This window comes from Paraburkholderia sp. FW306-02-B (genome assembly GCF_058782725.1).
This window is the reverse complement of the sequence record NZ_JBYSXZ010000001.1, coordinates 517,663-532,295: the sequence shown is the minus strand read 5'-3', so window position 1 is coordinate 532,295 and position 14,633 is coordinate 517,663. Positions and strand designations below refer to the sequence as shown.

At 62.1% G+C, this 14,633-nt stretch carries 11 protein-coding genes; 4 read left to right on the top strand and 7 right to left on the bottom strand.

Translation table 11 applies throughout. The annotated features are described in order from the left end of the window. Positions 1-32: 32 nt before the first annotated feature. The 3 genes from AC3WOG_RS02360 to AC3WOG_RS02350 all read right to left on the bottom strand — a co-directional run bounded on the left by AC3WOG_RS02360 (position 33) and on the right by AC3WOG_RS02350 (position 5,054). Positions 33-446 (bottom strand): gamma-butyrobetaine hydroxylase family protein, encoded by a 414-nt coding sequence (locus AC3WOG_RS02360; protein ID WP_492576480.1) that lies wholly within the window; start codon positions 444-446, stop codon positions 33-35. A gap of 86 nt (positions 447-532) precedes the next feature. Beyond that, complete coding sequence (locus AC3WOG_RS02355; RefSeq protein WP_492576479.1) at positions 533-961, bottom strand: HIT family protein; 429 nt, start codon at positions 959-961, stop codon at positions 533-535. A 34-nt stretch (positions 962-995) separates the two neighbouring features. Next, positions 996-5,054, bottom strand: coding sequence for a DUF3683 domain-containing protein (locus AC3WOG_RS02350; RefSeq protein ID WP_492576478.1), 4,059 nt, complete (start codon positions 5,052-5,054; stop codon positions 996-998). A 502-nt stretch (positions 5,055-5,556) separates the two neighbouring features. Between AC3WOG_RS02350 and ilvA the strand changes: the two genes are divergently transcribed. Genes ilvA through queF form a run of 3 tightly spaced genes read left to right on the top strand, consistent with a single transcriptional unit; the run spans position 5,557 to position 8,826 of the window. Then, positions 5,557-7,080 (top strand): threonine ammonia-lyase, biosynthetic, encoded by a 1,524-nt coding sequence (ilvA, locus tag AC3WOG_RS02345; RefSeq protein WP_492576477.1) that lies wholly within the window; start codon positions 5,557-5,559, stop codon positions 7,078-7,080. A 22-nt stretch (positions 7,081-7,102) separates the two neighbouring features. Further along, the gene (locus AC3WOG_RS02340) at positions 7,103-8,005 is read left to right on the top strand and encodes a 5'-nucleotidase (protein WP_492576476.1); all 903 of its coding nucleotides are present in this window, start codon (positions 7,103-7,105) and stop codon (positions 8,003-8,005) included. Next, positions 8,002-8,826 carry an NADPH-dependent 7-cyano-7-deazaguanine reductase QueF gene (gene queF, locus AC3WOG_RS02335; protein ID WP_492576475.1) on the top strand — a complete coding sequence of 275 codons (825 nt, stop codon included), beginning with the start codon at positions 8,002-8,004 and terminating at the stop codon, positions 8,824-8,826. Before AC3WOG_RS02340 ends, queF begins: the two co-directional genes overlap by 4 nt. Positions 8,827-9,769: 943 nt before the next feature. On the opposite strand, the gene AC3WOG_RS02330 is transcribed toward queF, so the two are convergent. The 3 genes from AC3WOG_RS02330 to AC3WOG_RS02320 all read right to left on the bottom strand — a co-directional run bounded on the left by AC3WOG_RS02330 (position 9,770) and on the right by AC3WOG_RS02320 (position 12,616). Beyond that, entirely contained in the window at positions 9,770-10,156 is a 387-nt protein-coding gene (locus AC3WOG_RS02330) for a RidA family protein (RefSeq protein ID WP_410838300.1), read from the bottom strand. Positions 10,157-10,240: 84 nt separating this feature from the next. Further along, on the bottom strand, positions 10,241-11,722 hold the full coding sequence (locus tag AC3WOG_RS02325) for an N-acyl-D-amino-acid deacylase family protein (protein WP_492576474.1): 1,482 nt from the start codon (positions 11,720-11,722) through the stop codon (positions 10,241-10,243). A gap of 3 nt (positions 11,723-11,725) precedes the next feature. Beyond that, positions 11,726-12,616, bottom strand: a complete 891-nt coding sequence (locus AC3WOG_RS02320) for a MurR/RpiR family transcriptional regulator (RefSeq protein ID WP_492579690.1) — start codon at positions 12,614-12,616, stop codon at positions 11,726-11,728. 147 nt (positions 12,617-12,763) lie between these two features. Between AC3WOG_RS02320 and AC3WOG_RS02315 the strand changes: the two genes are divergently transcribed. Next, positions 12,764-14,041, top strand: coding sequence for an amino acid deaminase (locus AC3WOG_RS02315; protein ID WP_492576473.1), 1,278 nt, complete (start codon positions 12,764-12,766; stop codon positions 14,039-14,041). A 45-nt stretch (positions 14,042-14,086) separates the two neighbouring features. On the opposite strand, the gene AC3WOG_RS02310 is transcribed toward AC3WOG_RS02315, so the two are convergent. Next, a complete protein-coding gene (locus AC3WOG_RS02310; protein WP_492576472.1) occupies positions 14,087-14,614 on the bottom strand; it encodes a MarR family winged helix-turn-helix transcriptional regulator in 528 nt (175 codons plus the stop codon). Positions 14,615-14,633: the final 19 nt, after the last annotated feature.

The following is a 14,633-nucleotide window of genomic DNA, read 5'->3' as shown; positions in this document are numbered from 1 at the left end:
CCGCATCAGTGCGGCGATCAGGGCGAATCGTATCAGTGACAGTGCCCGTGCGCAGCGCCGGATGGCGTCATGGGCGCATCGCGGTCGACGCCGGCCGCTTCCAGTTTGGCGAGATAGGCGCGCCAGAGTTCATCCTGACGGACTGCAAGGTCGTACAACAGGTCCCAGGAATAGAGACCGGTGGCATGGCCATCGGAGAAAGTCGGCTGCAACGCGTAGTTGCCGACGCCTTCGATCATCGTAATCGTCACGTCGCGCTTACCGGTCTGCAAAGTTTCCTGACCGGGCCCATGGCCCATCACTTCCGCCGACGGCGAATACACACGCAGCAGTTCGAACGGCACACGATACGTTTCGCCGTTGACGTATTGCAGTTCGAGCACGCGCGACTTGGAATGCACGACCACACCGGTCGGCACCGGGGTATCGGGAGTCAGTCCACTCATGATGACCTCATAAGAAAACGCCGGGCCGCCCCAAGTTTTCTTGCCCCCTCGGGGGGCCTGGCGCGAAGCGTCAGGTTTGGGGGCGCTCAACCAAGAGCTTGTTCGATTTCCTGGCGCACCGCATCGCGCAGCAAGGTAGCCTGCGCGCGGCGCGACGACAACAATGCTTCGGATACCGTGCGTTGCCGCGGCGCCCAGATTGGCAGGGGGAAATGCGCGTCGTTCGAAAAACGCGGAATCACATGCCAATGCACGTGCGGCACCTGGTTGCCGAGGCTCGCCAGATTCACTTTGACCGGCTGCATGATGCGCCGCATCGCACGTTCGACCGCATACACGGCCCGCATCACGCGATCGCGGTCGTTTCCGGCAAGATCGGAAAACTCGGCTACGTGCCTGTTCCAGATCACCCGGCAGAAGCCCGGGTAATCGTGTTCGTCGGCTAGGACGACACGCAGGGTGTCGTCCTGCCAGAGCACGTCGCCGCCTTCTTCGCGGCAAAAAACACAGTCCATCGTCGTCCTCAGGCAGAAATCGTCGGTGGTGCCATTAGACCAGCACGCGCTCGATTCCGCCATTGTTCGCCCGTTGGACGTAATCCGCCATCCAGTCTTCGCCGAGCACGTGACGCGCCATCTCGACGACGATGTAGTCCGCCTCGGTGTTCGTGTCTTCGTTATAGCGCGACAGACCTTGCAGGCAGGACGGGCAGCTCGTCAGGATCTTCACGTCGGTGGTGCCCTTCGGCTGCGAACCGTCGCCAGCCTTGAGCGCCGAACCGTTGTTCGACGCACCCGCCGCACCTTCGGCGACCAACGGAATGTCGCGCAACCTGGCAGCGCCCTTGCGGATTTCTTCTTCCTTGCGGAAACGGACTTGCGTCGAAATGTCCGGGCGCGTCACTGCGAGTGTGCCGGATTCGCCACAGCAGCGATCGTTCTTCTCGATCTTGTAGCCGTCTTTTTCCGAGCCCATCAGTTCATTAACGAGCTTGACCGGATCCATCGTCTTGATCGGCGTGTGGCACGGGTCGTGATACATGTAGCGCATGCCGCTCACGCCCTCGAGCTTGATGCCTTTCTCCAGCAGAAACTCGTGGATGTCGATGATCCGGCAACCCGGGAAGATCTTCTCGAATTCATAGCCCGCGAGCTGGTCGTAACACGTGCCGCACGACACCACCACCGTCTTGATGTCGAGGTAGTTCAGCGTATTCGCGACGCGGTGGAACAGCACGCGGTTATCGGTGACGATCTTCTCGGCCTTGTCGAACTGGCCCGAGCCGCGCTGTGGATAGCCGCAGCACAGATAGCCCGGCGGCAGCACGGTTTGCACGCCCGCTTCCCACAACATTGCTTGCGTAGCCAGACCCACTTGCGAGAAGAGCCGCTCCGAGCCGCAACCCGGGAAGTAGAACACCGCTTCCGTATCGGCGGTGGTCGTCTTCGGATTGCGGATGATCGGCACGATCTTGTTGTCTTCGATGTCGAGCAACGCGCGCGCCGTTTTCTTCGGCAGATTGCCCGGCATCTTCTTGTTCATGAAGTGGATCACCTGCTGCGTGACCGGCGGCTTGCCGACCGTCGCCGGCGGGTGCGCCGTCTGCTTCTTCGCGAACTTCTTCAGCACGTCGTTGCCGAGGCGCTGCGCCTTGTAGCCGATCCCCATCATCGCGGTGCGCGCGAGGTTGATGGTCTGCGGATTGGTGGCGTTCAGGAAGAACATGCCGGCTGCGTTGCCCGGATTGAACTTCTTCTTGCCCATCTTGCGCAGCAGGTTGCGCATGTTCATCGTCACGTCGCCGAAGTCGATCTTCACCGGGCACGGCGTCACGCATTTGTGACAGACGGTGCAGTGATCGGCGACGTCGTTGAACTCGTCCCAGTGCTTGATCGACACGCCGCGGCGGGTCTGCTCTTCGTACAGGAACGCCTCGACCAGCAAGGACGTTGCGAGAATCTTGTTGCGCGGGCTGTACAGCAGGTTCGCGCGCGGCACATGGGTCGCGCACACCGGCTTGCACTTGCCGCAACGCAAACAGTCCTTGATCGAATCGGAAATCGCGCCGATATCGGACTGCTGCATGATCAGCGATTCATAGCCCATCAGGCCGAAGCTAGGCGTGTAGGCGTTACGCAAGTCGGCACCTTCGAGCAGCTTGCCCGCGTTGAAGCGGCCATGCGGATCGACGCGCTGCTTGTAAGCGCGGAATTCGCCGATCTCGTCTTCGGTGAGGAATTCGAGTTTCGTAATACCGATGCCGTGCTCGCCGGAAATCACGCCGTCGAGCGAACGCGCCAGCTTCATGATGCGCGCGACCGCCGTGTGGGCGTCCTGCAGCATCTCGTAGTTGTCGGAGTTGACCGGCAGGTTCGTGTGCACGTTGCCGTCGCCCGCGTGCATGTGCAGCGCGACGAACACGCGGCCACGCAGCACCTGCTTGTGGATCGCCTGGGCTTCGTCGAGGATCGGCTTGAACTCGCCGCCGTTGAAGATCTGCCTCAGTTCGGCACGGATCTCCGCCTTCCACGACACGCGGATCGTACGGTCCTGCGTGACATGGAACACGGTTGCGTCCGGCTGCGCGTCCACGCGATCGGCGAACTTCTCCGCCAGCCCTTCGTAGCCGAGGCCGACCAGATAATGCTGCGCCTCGCGCAACGACAGGTCGAGCTTGTCGCGCAGGAATTCCCAACGCGCGCGCACCTTCTTCAGCAGATCGAGCGCCTGTTGGACGCGATCTTCGAGCAGCTCGGCGCTCGGGATTTCATTGGCGTCGTCGCTCTTGCCGAGCGGCAGCTTGCCGCCCTTGAAGAACGCTTCCAGCGCGTCGACCAGTTGCAGCTTGTTCTTGATCGACAGCTCGATGTTGATGCGCTCGATGCCGTCGGTGTACTCGCCCATCCGGTCGAGCGGGATCACCACGTCTTCGTTGATCTTGAACGCGTTGGTGTGCTTCGCGATCGCGGCGGTACGGCTGCGGTCGAGCCAGAAACGCTTGCGCGCCTCGGCGTTGACCGCGACGAAACCTTCGCCGCTCTTGCCGTTGGCCATCCGCACGACTTCCGAGGTGGCCTGCGCGACCGCATCGGCATCGTCGCCGACGATGTCGCCGATCAGCACCATCTTCGGAAACGCGTTGCGCTTGCTCTTGGTCGCGTAGCCGACCGCGCGCAGATAGCGCTCGTCGAGGTGTTCGAGGCCGGCGAGAATCGCGCCGCCCTGCTTCGACGTTTCGAACAGGTAATCCTTGATTTCGACGATGCTCGGAATCGCTTCGCGCGCCTGGCCGAAGAATTCGAGGCAGACCGTGCGCGTGTGCGCCGGCATCTTGTGCAGCACCCAGCGCGCCGACGTGATCAGACCGTCGCAGCCTTCCTTCTGCACGCCCGGCAGGCCGGCGAGGAATTTGTCGGTGACGTCCTTGCCGAGCCCTTCCTTGCGGAACACGCGGCCTTTGATGTCGAGCGCTTCCGTGCGCAGCAGCTTTTCGCCCGGTGCGTAGTTGCCGTCGAACCATTTCAGTTCGAAACGCGCGACTTCGATGTCGTGGATCTTGCCGAGGTTATGGTCCAGACGCGTGACTTCGAGCCAGTTCCCTTCCGGGTCGACCATGCGCCACCAGGCGAGGTTATCGAGCGCCGTGCCCCACAACACCGCCTTCTTGCCGCCCGCGTTCATCGCGACATTGCCGCCGACACACGATGCGTCGAGCGAAGTCGGATCGACCGCGAACACGTAGCCTGCCTGTTCGGCCGCTTCGGTCACACGGCGGGTGACGACGCCCGCGCCGGAGAAAATCGTCGGCACTTTGCGCTCGACGCCCGGCAGCACGGTCAATTCGACCGCGCCGAGCTGTTCGAGCTTTTCGGTGTTGATAACGGCCGAGAACGGCGTAAGCGGCACCGCGCCGCCCGTGTAGCCCGTGCCGCCTCCGCGCGGAATCACGGTCAGGCCAAGTTCGAAACACGCCTTGATCATGCCGGCGATCTCGGCTTCGGTATCCGGCGTCAGCACGACGAACGGGTACTCGACGCGCCAGTCGGTCGCGTCGGTCACATGCGACACCCGGGACAAACCGTCGAACTTGATGTTGTCTTTTTCCGTGACGCGGCCCAACACCTTGTTCGTGCGGCGGCGCAGATCGGTCGTCTTCTGGAATTCGGTCTCGAAATCGTCGACGGCGCGGCGCGCGGCCGTGACCAGCGTTTCGACCCGAGCGGCCCGGTCGACGCCTGCTGCATCGCCGTGCTCGACCAGATCGGCGCGACGGCGCTTCTCGATCTCTGAGAGACGATGATGCAGCGCCTCGATCAGCAGCGCGCGGCGCTTCGGATTGTCGAGCAGGTCGTCTTGCAGGTAAGGATTGCGGCGCACCACCCAGATGTCGCCGAGTACTTCGTACAGCATCCGCGCCGAGCGGCCGGTGCGGCGTTCCGCGCGCAGTTCGGCCAAAGCCGCCCAGGCTTCGTCGCCGAGCAGACGGATGACGATTTCGCGATCGGAAAACGACGTGTAGTTATAGGGGATTTCGCGCAGACGCGCTTCGGGATCGGCGGCCACCGCGGCGGCGGCCCCGTGCGGATCGAAACTTTGAGGTGCGTTCATGTTCGGACGACTCGGTGGGTCAACCCGGCGGGCTCATAGACGAGGCGCCGGCTGACGGTGCGCGTGGTGCGCAATGCTGGAAATTTTCTTGTGGAGCGAAGCACGACCGACGGTCTACCCACATCAGTCGCTTCGCGGCGCTCAGAGACAGCTACACGATCGTGCCTGGCGGACGTGACGCTCCGCCGCGGGGCGAGACTCACGCGGGGCGGGCATCAAATGGGCGATCCGAGGCTGCCAGTGCATCTTCCGATCCTTATTCCAAAATGGAATTCTACCGCATGATCCAGCTGCGCGTTGACGCGTGAAATCCGGGCTGTGGCGGGGCTTTGGGCGCTTTCCTGTCGGACGATGCCTGGCAGTGCCTGCGGCGAATTTTCCGACCGAACGGTCGGGCGGGTCTCCATCCGAGGCGCCGGGCGATGCGCTGAAGGTCAGGGAGCGCACCGTTGGCGCTATCATTGACGCTTTCCCGTCTCGCAAAGCGCACCGCGCCACCCGCATGGCTTCCCACGACTACCTGAAGAAAACCCTGACCGCGCGCGTCTACGACGTAGCCCGCGAGACCGAACTCGAACGTGCGCCGAATCTGTCGGCACGGTTGCGCAATCCCGTCTACCTGAAGCGCGAGGACAACCAGCCGGTGTTCTCCTTCAAGGTGCGCGGCGCGTACAACAAGATGGCGCATATTCCGGCCGGGGCGCTGGAGCGCGGGGTGATTACCGCGTCGGCGGGCAATCATGCGCAGGGCGTGGCGCTGTCGGCGGCGCGCCTGGGCGTGAAGGCGATCATCGTCGTGCCGGTGACCACTCCGCAGGTGAAGGTCGATGCGGTGCGCGCGCATGGCGGGCCGACTGTCGAAGTGGTGCAGTTCGGTGAGTCGTATAGCGATGCGTATGCGCACGCCGTCACGCTGCAGGACGCGCGCGGGCTGACCTTCGTGCATCCGTTCGACGATCCGTATGTGATCGCCGGCCAGGGCACGGTCGCGATGGAGATCCTCAGCCAGCATCAGGGACCGATCCACGCGATCTTCGTGCCGATCGGCGGCGGCGGACTGGCGGCAGGCGTGGCCGCGTATGTGAAATCGGTGCGCCCGGAGATCAAGGTGATCGGCGTGCAGACGGACGATTCGTGCGCGATGGCGGCGTCGCTGAAAGCCGGCGAGCGTGTCACGCTGAATGAAGTCGGTCTGTTTTCGGACGGCACGGCGGTGAAGCTGGTCGGCGAGGAAACCTTCCGCCTGTGCCGCGAATATCTCGACGACGTGCTGCTCGTGAATACCGATGCACTGTGCGCGGCGATCAAGGACGTGTTCCAGGACACCCGCAGCGTGCTGGAGCCCGCCGGCTCGCTCGCCGTAGCCGGCGCGAAGCAGTATGCCGAGCGCGAGGGCATCGAGAACCAGACGCTGATCGCGATCACGTCCGGCGCCAATATGAACTTCGACCGGATGCGTTTCGTCGCCGAGCGGGCCGAGGTCGGTGAAGCGCGCGAAGCGGTGTTCGCCGTGACGATCCCCGAAGAGCGCGGCAGCTTCCGGCGCTTCTGCGAGCTGGTCGGCACGCGCAGCGTGACCGAGTTCAACTACCGGATCGCGGACGCGAATTCCGCGCATATCTTCGTCGGCGTGCAGATCCGGAATCGCAGCGAATCCGCGCAGATCGCGGGCGCGTTCGAAGCGCACGGCTTTGCCACCGTCGATCTGACTTTCGATGAGCTCTCGAAGCAGCACATCCGCTATATGGTCGGCGGCCGTTCGCCGCTCGCGCACGATGAGCGGCTGTTCCGCTTCGAGTTTCCGGAGCGGCCGGGCGCGCTGATGAAGTTCCTGTCGTCGATGGCGCCGAACTGGAATATCAGCCTGTTCCACTACCGTAACCAGGGCGCGGACTACAGCTCGATTCTGGTCGGCATTCAGGTGCCGGAAAGCGGGAACGGCGAGTTCGAGCGCTTTCTTGCGACGCTCGGTTATCCGTACTGGGAAGAGACCGGCAACCCGGTGTATCGCTTGTTCCTCGCCTGATTTTTTGGACTGAAACGCGCAGATGGCTCTTTCGCTTGCCGACAAACTGGTGGTGGCAATCTCGTCGCGCGCGCTGTTCGACTTCGAGGAAGAGAACCGCGTGTACGAGGACGGCGACCTGCGCGCGTATGAAGCGTTGCAGCGCGACCGGCTGGCCGTGCCTGCGAAACCGGGCGTCGCGTTTCCGCTGATACGCAAGCTGCTGGCGTTGAACGCCGGCGGCCATCGCGTCGAAGTGGTGATCCTGTCGCGCAGCGATCCGATCAGCGGATTGCGCGCATTCCATTCGTGCCGCGAGCACGGGTTAGCGATCGAGCGAGGCGTCTTTACGCGTGGGCGGGCGCCGTTTGGCTATCTGAAGCCGCTGAACGCGTCGCTGTTTTTGTCTGCGAATCAGGACGATGTGCGTGACGCACTGGCCGCTGGTTTCCCGGCGGCGCGCGTGTTGCCCGAATCGGCGAAAATGGCGAGCAAGTATCCCGACGAAATCCGGATCGCATTCGACGGCGACGCCGTGTTGTTTTCCGACGAAGCCGAGCGCGTGTTTCAGAAGGATGGCCTGCGGGCGTTCGTCGGCCATGAGATTCACAACAAGGATTTGCCGCTGGCGGACGGGCCTTTGAAGCCGTTGCTCGAAGCGCTGCACCGGCTGCAGAAACTCGCGGACGAAGCCGCGCCGATGCATATTCGTACGGCATTGGTGACGGCGCGTTCCGCGCCCGCGCATGAACGCGCGATCCGCACATTGATGGCGTGGAACATCGAAATCGACGAAGCGATGTTCCTCGGCGGCCTCGACAAGAGCGCATTTCTGCGCGAGTTCGAGCCGGACTTTTTCTTCGACGACCAAATTGGCCACTGCGAATCGGCTCGCGTCGTGACGGCGACGGGGCACGTGCTGAGTGGCATTGTGAACGCATCATGACACCCGAACAATCACCGCTGGGTAAGCCTTCTGCTTACACCGAACAATATGACGCTTCGCTGCTCTTTCCGATTGCGCGCAAGAATGCGCGCGAAGCGATCGGCATCGGCGCGCAGTTGCCTTTTTTTGGCACGGACATCTGGAATGCTTACGAGCTTTCCTGGCTGAATGCGCGCGGCAAGCCGCAGATTGCCGTGGCTACTTTTTATGTGCCGGCTGAATCGCCCAATATTGTCGAGTCGAAGTCGTTCAAGTTGTATTTGGGGTCGTTTGCGCAGACGGCTTTTGAGTCGATGGACATTGTGCGGGAGACGATCAAACGGGATGTTTCCGCTTCTTGCGGCGCGTCTGTTTCTGTTCATCTGGCTGCGCCGTATGCGTTCGGCAAGTTGCAGATGGAAGAGTTTGAAGGGCTGTCGCTGGACCGGCTCGATCTGGATACCGATGTTTATCAGCCTGACGCTTCATTGCTGAAGGCCGCGCTCGATGAGGCGCCGGTTGAGGAGACTTTGATTTCTAATTTATTGAAGTCGAATTGTCCGGTGACTGGGCAACCTGACTGGGGTAGCGTACAGATTCATTACGTTGGACCGCAGATTGATCATGCAGGCTTGCTGAGGTACATCATCTCCTATCGGAATCACACCGGGTTTCATGAGCAGTGTGTCGAGAGGATTTTTATTGATGTTCTCAAGGCCTGCCGGCCGGTTAAGTTGGCTGTTTATGCCCGCTACACGCGGCGTGGTGGGCTTGATATTAATCCTTTCCGGACGAATTTTAATTTGCCTATGCCGGACAATATGCGGTTGGCCCGGCAGTAGTCTTTGTTTGTTCGCCTCAGGCGGTGATTAGGGTTTTTGTTTGCCTGCGCGGCGCTATTGTCTGTACGCCTGCGGCGTTGGCCTTTCCTTGAATTGTTAGTGGTCTATTAGCGTCGCCCCTGTGCGGGGCAGGCACTTACTTTCTTTGCCGCCGCAAAGAAAGTAAGCAAAGAAAGCGGCTTCACACCGCTAACTTTGAAGCGGGTCCCCTGGCTTGGAGGAGGTAGTGGAACATCTGGAATCGGTGTTCTCGCGCACTCCGCGCCGGTGACAAGGCAGTCATGCTTCCGGCGGCGCTGCGCGCGCCGTAGCGGTACTTCACCAAACCGGCCGGCGGTTTCGGCGCTTGGTGTTACTTCACTAAACCATCCGGTCGTTTCCGCGCCACGCTAAGGCGACCGCCGCGATACTCATCGAGCCGTAGCTTCTGCGTCCCGCCGAGTTAACAGCTGGGCGTTACTTTTCCAGCAAGCCGCAAATCACATCGGCGCCTCGCCGAGGCGAAGCCGATGGCCCCCACCGCGCACAAACAAAGCCACGGGTTTCTCTGGCAGACCATTCCGGCGAGCACGCAGTATGAAGCGGGAAGAATGATGCGGGAAACCCGTACGCCCCACTGGTTTTGAGAAGTACCGCCACGGCGCGCGCAGCGCCGCCGGAAGTATGACGGCCTTGTCACCAGCGCGGAGTGTGCGGGAACACCGATTCCAGATGTTCCACTCCCCCCTCCAAGCCAGGAAACCCGCTTAAGAATTAGCGGTGTGAAGCCGCTTTCTTTGCTTACTTTCTTTGCGGCGGCAAAGAAAGTAAGTGCCTGCCCCGCACAGGGGCGAAGCTAATAGACCACTAACAAATCAAGGAAAGGCCAACACCGCAGGCACACAGACCAAAGCGCCGCGAAGGCAAAAACCCTAATCACCGCCTACGGCGAACAAAGAAAACCTCAAACCGCAGGTTTCTTATAAGCCACGCAGTCAACCTCAACCCGACAATCAATCACCATGGAAGACACCACACAAGCTCTCGCCGGCGGATTCTCCCCAAAATACTCCCGAAAAACCTTATTAAAAGAAGCGAAATCGCGGGGATCATCGAGCCACACTCCACATCGGACGACATGCTCCGCCCCATACCCGGCTTCTTTCAGAATAGCGAAAACGTTCTGAATCGCCTTGTGCGATTGCTCAACAATCCCACCATTGATGACTTCGCCATTTTCCATCGGCGTCTGTCCGGAAACGAACAACCAGCCATCCGCTTCGACAGCCCGAGCAAAGGGCATATGCTGACCACCGGTCCCCTTCCCACCTTCAACACCATATCGCTTCATCATCAAACTCCTTAAAAAGTCCAGCATGCGCGAGCAACGCCGCTACCGCATGCCGTATCAATCAGAAAACAGAAAAGCCAAAAATCAGAACGCGCCGTGCGCATCACCCTTCGACGCCGCGCCACGCGCCACAAAATGCCCCGCGCGCTCGCCGGTCACCGCTCCATCGCGGTAAGACAACACGCCATTCACCCACACCGCATCAATCCCGTCAGCCGCTTGCTGCGGCTTCTCAAACGTCGCGGCATCGCGAACCCGCGCCGGGTCGAACAACACCAGATCCGCGTGATAGCCGATATGCACCTCGCCACGCTGCGCCAAACCAAACCGCCGCGCCGACAAACTGGTCATCTTGCGCACCGCCTCTTCCAGCGGCAACAAACCGGCATCGCGCACGTAATGCCCCAGCACGCGCGGAAACGCGCCCCATAACCGTGGATGCGGCAACGGATCGTTCGGCAAACCATCGGACCCGACCATCGTCGCGGGATGCGACAGAATCCGCCGCACGTCGTCCTCGGACATGTTGTGATACACCGCGCCCGCCGGCTGCAAGCGCTTGCCCGCCTCCTGCTGCGTGACGCCCCACTCGGCGGCAATCTCCTTCACCAGCTTGCCCGCCATCTCCGGATGGGGCTCCGACCACGTAATCGTGATGTCGATGTCGCCCGTCACCTGCTTCAGATCGAGCGTCGACGAACTGCGGTTATACGGATAACAGTCGCAACCAATCGGCTGCATGCGCCGCGCGCCCTCCAGCGACTTCAGCACCTCCTCGCTACGCCCCCAATTCGACGGCCCCGCGCACTTCAGATGCGATATCACCACCGGCACATGGGCGTGACGCCCGACCCGATACGCTTCGTCCATTGCGTCGAGAATCGCGTCGAACTCGGTGCGCATGTGCGTCGTGTATAGCGCGCCGGCGGCGGCGAGCGGCTCGGCCAGCGCCATCACTTCTTCGGTCGGCGCGGAAAACGCGGAACCGTATGCGAGCCCCGAGCTAAGGCCCAACGCGCCATTCGACAGCGCCTCTTCGAGTTGCGCGCGCATGCCTTCGATTTCCTGCGGCGTCGCCGCGCGATCCAGCCGGTCCATCTGGTTGCTGCGCAATGCCGTATGCCCAATCAGCGCGCCGACATTCACCGCGGGCCGCGCGGCGTTGACCGCTTTTACGTATTCAGCAAAGGTCGGATACCGGAACGCGTCGCGCTCGCCGAGCAGGTTCATCGGATCGGGCGGATCGCCCTTCAACGCAACCGGCGACGCACTGATCCCGCAGTTGCCGACGATCACCGTCGTCACGCCCTGGGTGATCTTCGGCAGCATTTGCGGCGAACGGATCACGTGCGTGTCGTCATGCGTATGAACGTCGATGAAACCCGGCGCCAGCGCGCGGCCATTGGCCTCGACCACCTCTTCGGCAAGCCAGTTCGACAGATTGCCGATCGCCGCGATGCGGCCGTCGCGGATCGCGACGTCGCGTTCGAGCGGCGGTGCGCCCGTGCCGTCATACAGCTGCGCGCCGACGATCAGCGTATCGGCGGCTTCGGGATGCGAATGCATGGATCAGTCTCCTAACGGTTGTCGATCGCCACCGCCACGGTGCGCGTCGAGCGCGTGCTTCATGCGGCGCAGCAATTCTCGGCTCTCGTCACCCTGACTGACGGCAAGTTCGGTGACGAGTACATCGAGCGCCATCATCATCGCGTAGCGCGACGACGACGGCTTGTAAATGAAATCGGTCTCAAACGCGACGATCGGAATCACCCAATCGGCCAGTTTTGCGAGCGATGAAGCTGGTGCAGTCAGCGCAATCACGGTCGCGCCGTAGCTGCGCGCGATCCGGCAGTTCTCGACCATCTCCGGCACACGGCCCGTTGTCGACAGCGCGATCACGACGCACTCGCGCGATACCGTGCTCGCCACCATACGCTGCAACAGGCCGTCCTGATAGGTCGCAACGGGCCGGCCAAGGCGTACCAGTCTGAAACGCATCTCGTCGGCGAGCGCGGTCGAACCGCCGCCCATGCCGAACACGTAGATCATCCGCGCGGCGCGTAATGCGGCTGCGGCTTCAGTGAGCGGCGCCTGGCGCAGCAATTGATGGTTATGAGTAAGCGCGGTCTGCACTTCGTCGAACACGCGGGTGGCAATCGGCTCGGGGGTGTCCGTGGGACCGCCCGCTTGCAGAAAGCGCTGGCCGACCGCGGCCGCCTGGGCGAGCCGCAGTTTCAGCTCCCGCACGTCGCGGCAACCTACCGCCTTGGCAAAGCGCGTCACGGTCGCCACGCTCACCTCCGCTTGCTGCGCGAGCGCGCCGATGCTGGCGCGCGATGCACCGGTCAGATCGTCGAGAATCAGCGCGGCGACCTTACGCTCGGCCGAGCGCAATTCCGGCGCGCATTCGGCAATGCGCGCGACGATGTCGAAAGCCAGCGGTTCGGCAGTAGAGTTCATTGCAGACGGTGCGATGCCCGCACGGCCGCCCGTGAGCATGGCCGCGCAAGTCGTGGTACTAAATAACATTTCTGCATCCATCGTACTTTCGGTAACATAGTAAAGTCAACTTTGATTCAATTTAACCGGACGATGGAGCAGGGAGACATGAAAGTTACAAACTATCAGGGCGCAACGATTGATCCTTATAGCAAGGGCTTGGGCATGGTTCCAGGCACCAGCATCCAACTGACGGATGCCGCGCGCCTCGAGTGGAATCTGCTGAACGAAGACGTGAGTCTGCCCGCCGCGGTACTGTACGCGGACCGCGTAGAACACAACTTGAAGTGGATGCAGGCATTCGTCGCCGAGTACGGCGTCAAACTCGCGCCGCACGGCAAAACGACGATGTCGCCGCAACTATTTCGCCGTCAGCTCGAAACCGGCGCATGGGGCATCACGCTCGCCACCGCGCATCAGGTGCGCGCGGCGTATCACGGCGGCGTTTCGCGGGTGTTGATGGCCAACCAGTTGGTCGGCCGCCACAACATGATGATGGTCGCCGAGTTGTTGAGCGATCCCGATTTCGAGTTCTTTTGCCTCGTCGATTCGGTTGAAGGCGTCGAGCAGTTGGGCAAGTTCTTCACGTCGGTGCGCAAATCGCTGCAGGTGCTACTCGAACTCGGCGTGCCGGGCGGCCGCACCGGCGTACGCGATGAAGCACAGCGCAACGCGGTGCTCGAAGCGATCGCGCGCTATCCGGACGTGTTGAAGCTGGCGGGCGTCGAGTTGTATGAAGGCGTGCTGAAAGAAGAACACGAAGTGCGCGAGTTTCTGCAGAGCGCCGTTGCCGTCACGCGCGCGCTCGTCGATGAAGGCCGTTTTGCCCGCACGCCGGCCGTCCTGTCAGGTGCGGGTTCGGCCTGGTACGACGTGGTCGCGGAAGAATTCGTGAAGGCGTCGGAAACCGGCAAGGTCGAAGTCGTACTGCGCCCCGGCTGCTATCTGACCCATGACGTCGGCATCTACCGCAAAGCGCAGACGGACATCTTCGCGCGCAATCCGGTCGCGAAGAAAATGGGCGAAGGCTTGCTGCCGGCGCTGCAACTGTGGGCGTATGTGCAATCGATTCCGGAACCGGATCGCGCGATCATCGGTCTAGGCAAGCGCGATTCCGCTTTCGACGCGGGCATGCCGGAACCGGCGCGCCACTATCGTCCGGGCACCGAGGCGCCGCGCGATATTGCCGCCAGCGAAGGCTGGGAGATTTTCGGCTTGATGGATCAGCACGCGTATTTGCGGATTCCCGCCGGCGCCGATCTGAAGGTGGGCGACATGATCGCGTTCGACATCTCCCACCCGTGCCTGACATTCGATAAGTGGCGTCAGGTGCTGGTGGTCGATCCGTCGTATCGCGTCACCGAGGTGATCGAAACGTTCTTCTGACGACGTTGAAAACGGCGCGCTCAACGCGCGGTGGCGCGCCGCTCGTCACGACGGCGTGCTCGCCTGGACCTGGCGCTCGGGGCCGGCGCCCGCCGCTTCGGGCGCTTGCGTAGCCGCGGCGCTGCCAGCGCCGGCGCTGGTCGTGGCCGCCACTTCGCCGATCCGCACTTCCAGCATCTTCAACGCGCCCGACAGCGCCGCCAGCGCGTCGTCCGGCAACCCGGCCATCGTGTCGTGCAGAAATGCATTACGACGCGGCATGCTGGCTTCGGTCGCCGAAAACCCCGCTTCGGTCAGACGCACATTGGTCACGCGGTTATCGCGCGTATCCATACTGCGGGCAATCCAGCCGAGCCCTTCCAGCGTTTTCAATTGCCGCGTGAGCGCGCCCGGATCGACACGCAAGCGCTCGACCAGCCGCTTCTGCGACGACTCGCCAGCCTGTTCGTGCAGCGCCAGCAGAATGCGCCAGCGCGGCAACGGATGGCCGACGTGCGCCTCGAATGCCGACATGAACGCCCGATAAGTGCGGCCGAATTGCTGCACGACGGCGACGCGGTCCTGTTCTTCCATGATGTGTCAGTAAAACGGT

Bases quoted from the DNA above. Each gene is read 5' to 3' on its own strand.
- AC3WOG_RS02360 (WP_492576480.1), bottom strand. From the start codon at position 446: ATGAGTGGACTGACTCCCGATACCCCGGTGCCGACCGGTGTGGTCGTG.
- AC3WOG_RS02355 (WP_492576479.1), bottom strand. From the start codon at position 961: ATGGACTGTGTTTTTTGCCGCGAAGAAGGCGGCGACGTGCTCTGGCAG.
- AC3WOG_RS02350 (WP_492576478.1), bottom strand. From the start codon at position 5,054: ATGAACGCACCTCAAAGTTTCGATCCGCACGGGGCCGCCGCCGCGGTG.
- ilvA (WP_492576477.1), top strand. From the start codon at position 5,557: ATGGCTTCCCACGACTACCTGAAGAAAACCCTGACCGCGCGCGTCTAC.
- AC3WOG_RS02340 (WP_492576476.1), top strand. From the start codon at position 7,103: ATGGCTCTTTCGCTTGCCGACAAACTGGTGGTGGCAATCTCGTCGCGC.
- queF (WP_492576475.1), top strand. From the start codon at position 8,002: ATGACACCCGAACAATCACCGCTGGGTAAGCCTTCTGCTTACACCGAA.
- AC3WOG_RS02330 (WP_410838300.1), bottom strand. From the start codon at position 10,156: ATGAAGCGATATGGTGTTGAAGGTGGGAAGGGGACCGGTGGTCAGCAT.
- AC3WOG_RS02325 (WP_492576474.1), bottom strand. From the start codon at position 11,722: ATGCATTCGCATCCCGAAGCCGCCGATACGCTGATCGTCGGCGCGCAG.
- AC3WOG_RS02320 (WP_492579690.1), bottom strand. From the start codon at position 12,616: ATGAACTCTACTGCCGAACCGCTGGCTTTCGACATCGTCGCGCGCATT.
- AC3WOG_RS02315 (WP_492576473.1), top strand. From the start codon at position 12,764: ATGAAAGTTACAAACTATCAGGGCGCAACGATTGATCCTTATAGCAAG.
- AC3WOG_RS02310 (WP_492576472.1), bottom strand. From the start codon at position 14,614: ATGGAAGAACAGGACCGCGTCGCCGTCGTGCAGCAATTCGGCCGCACT.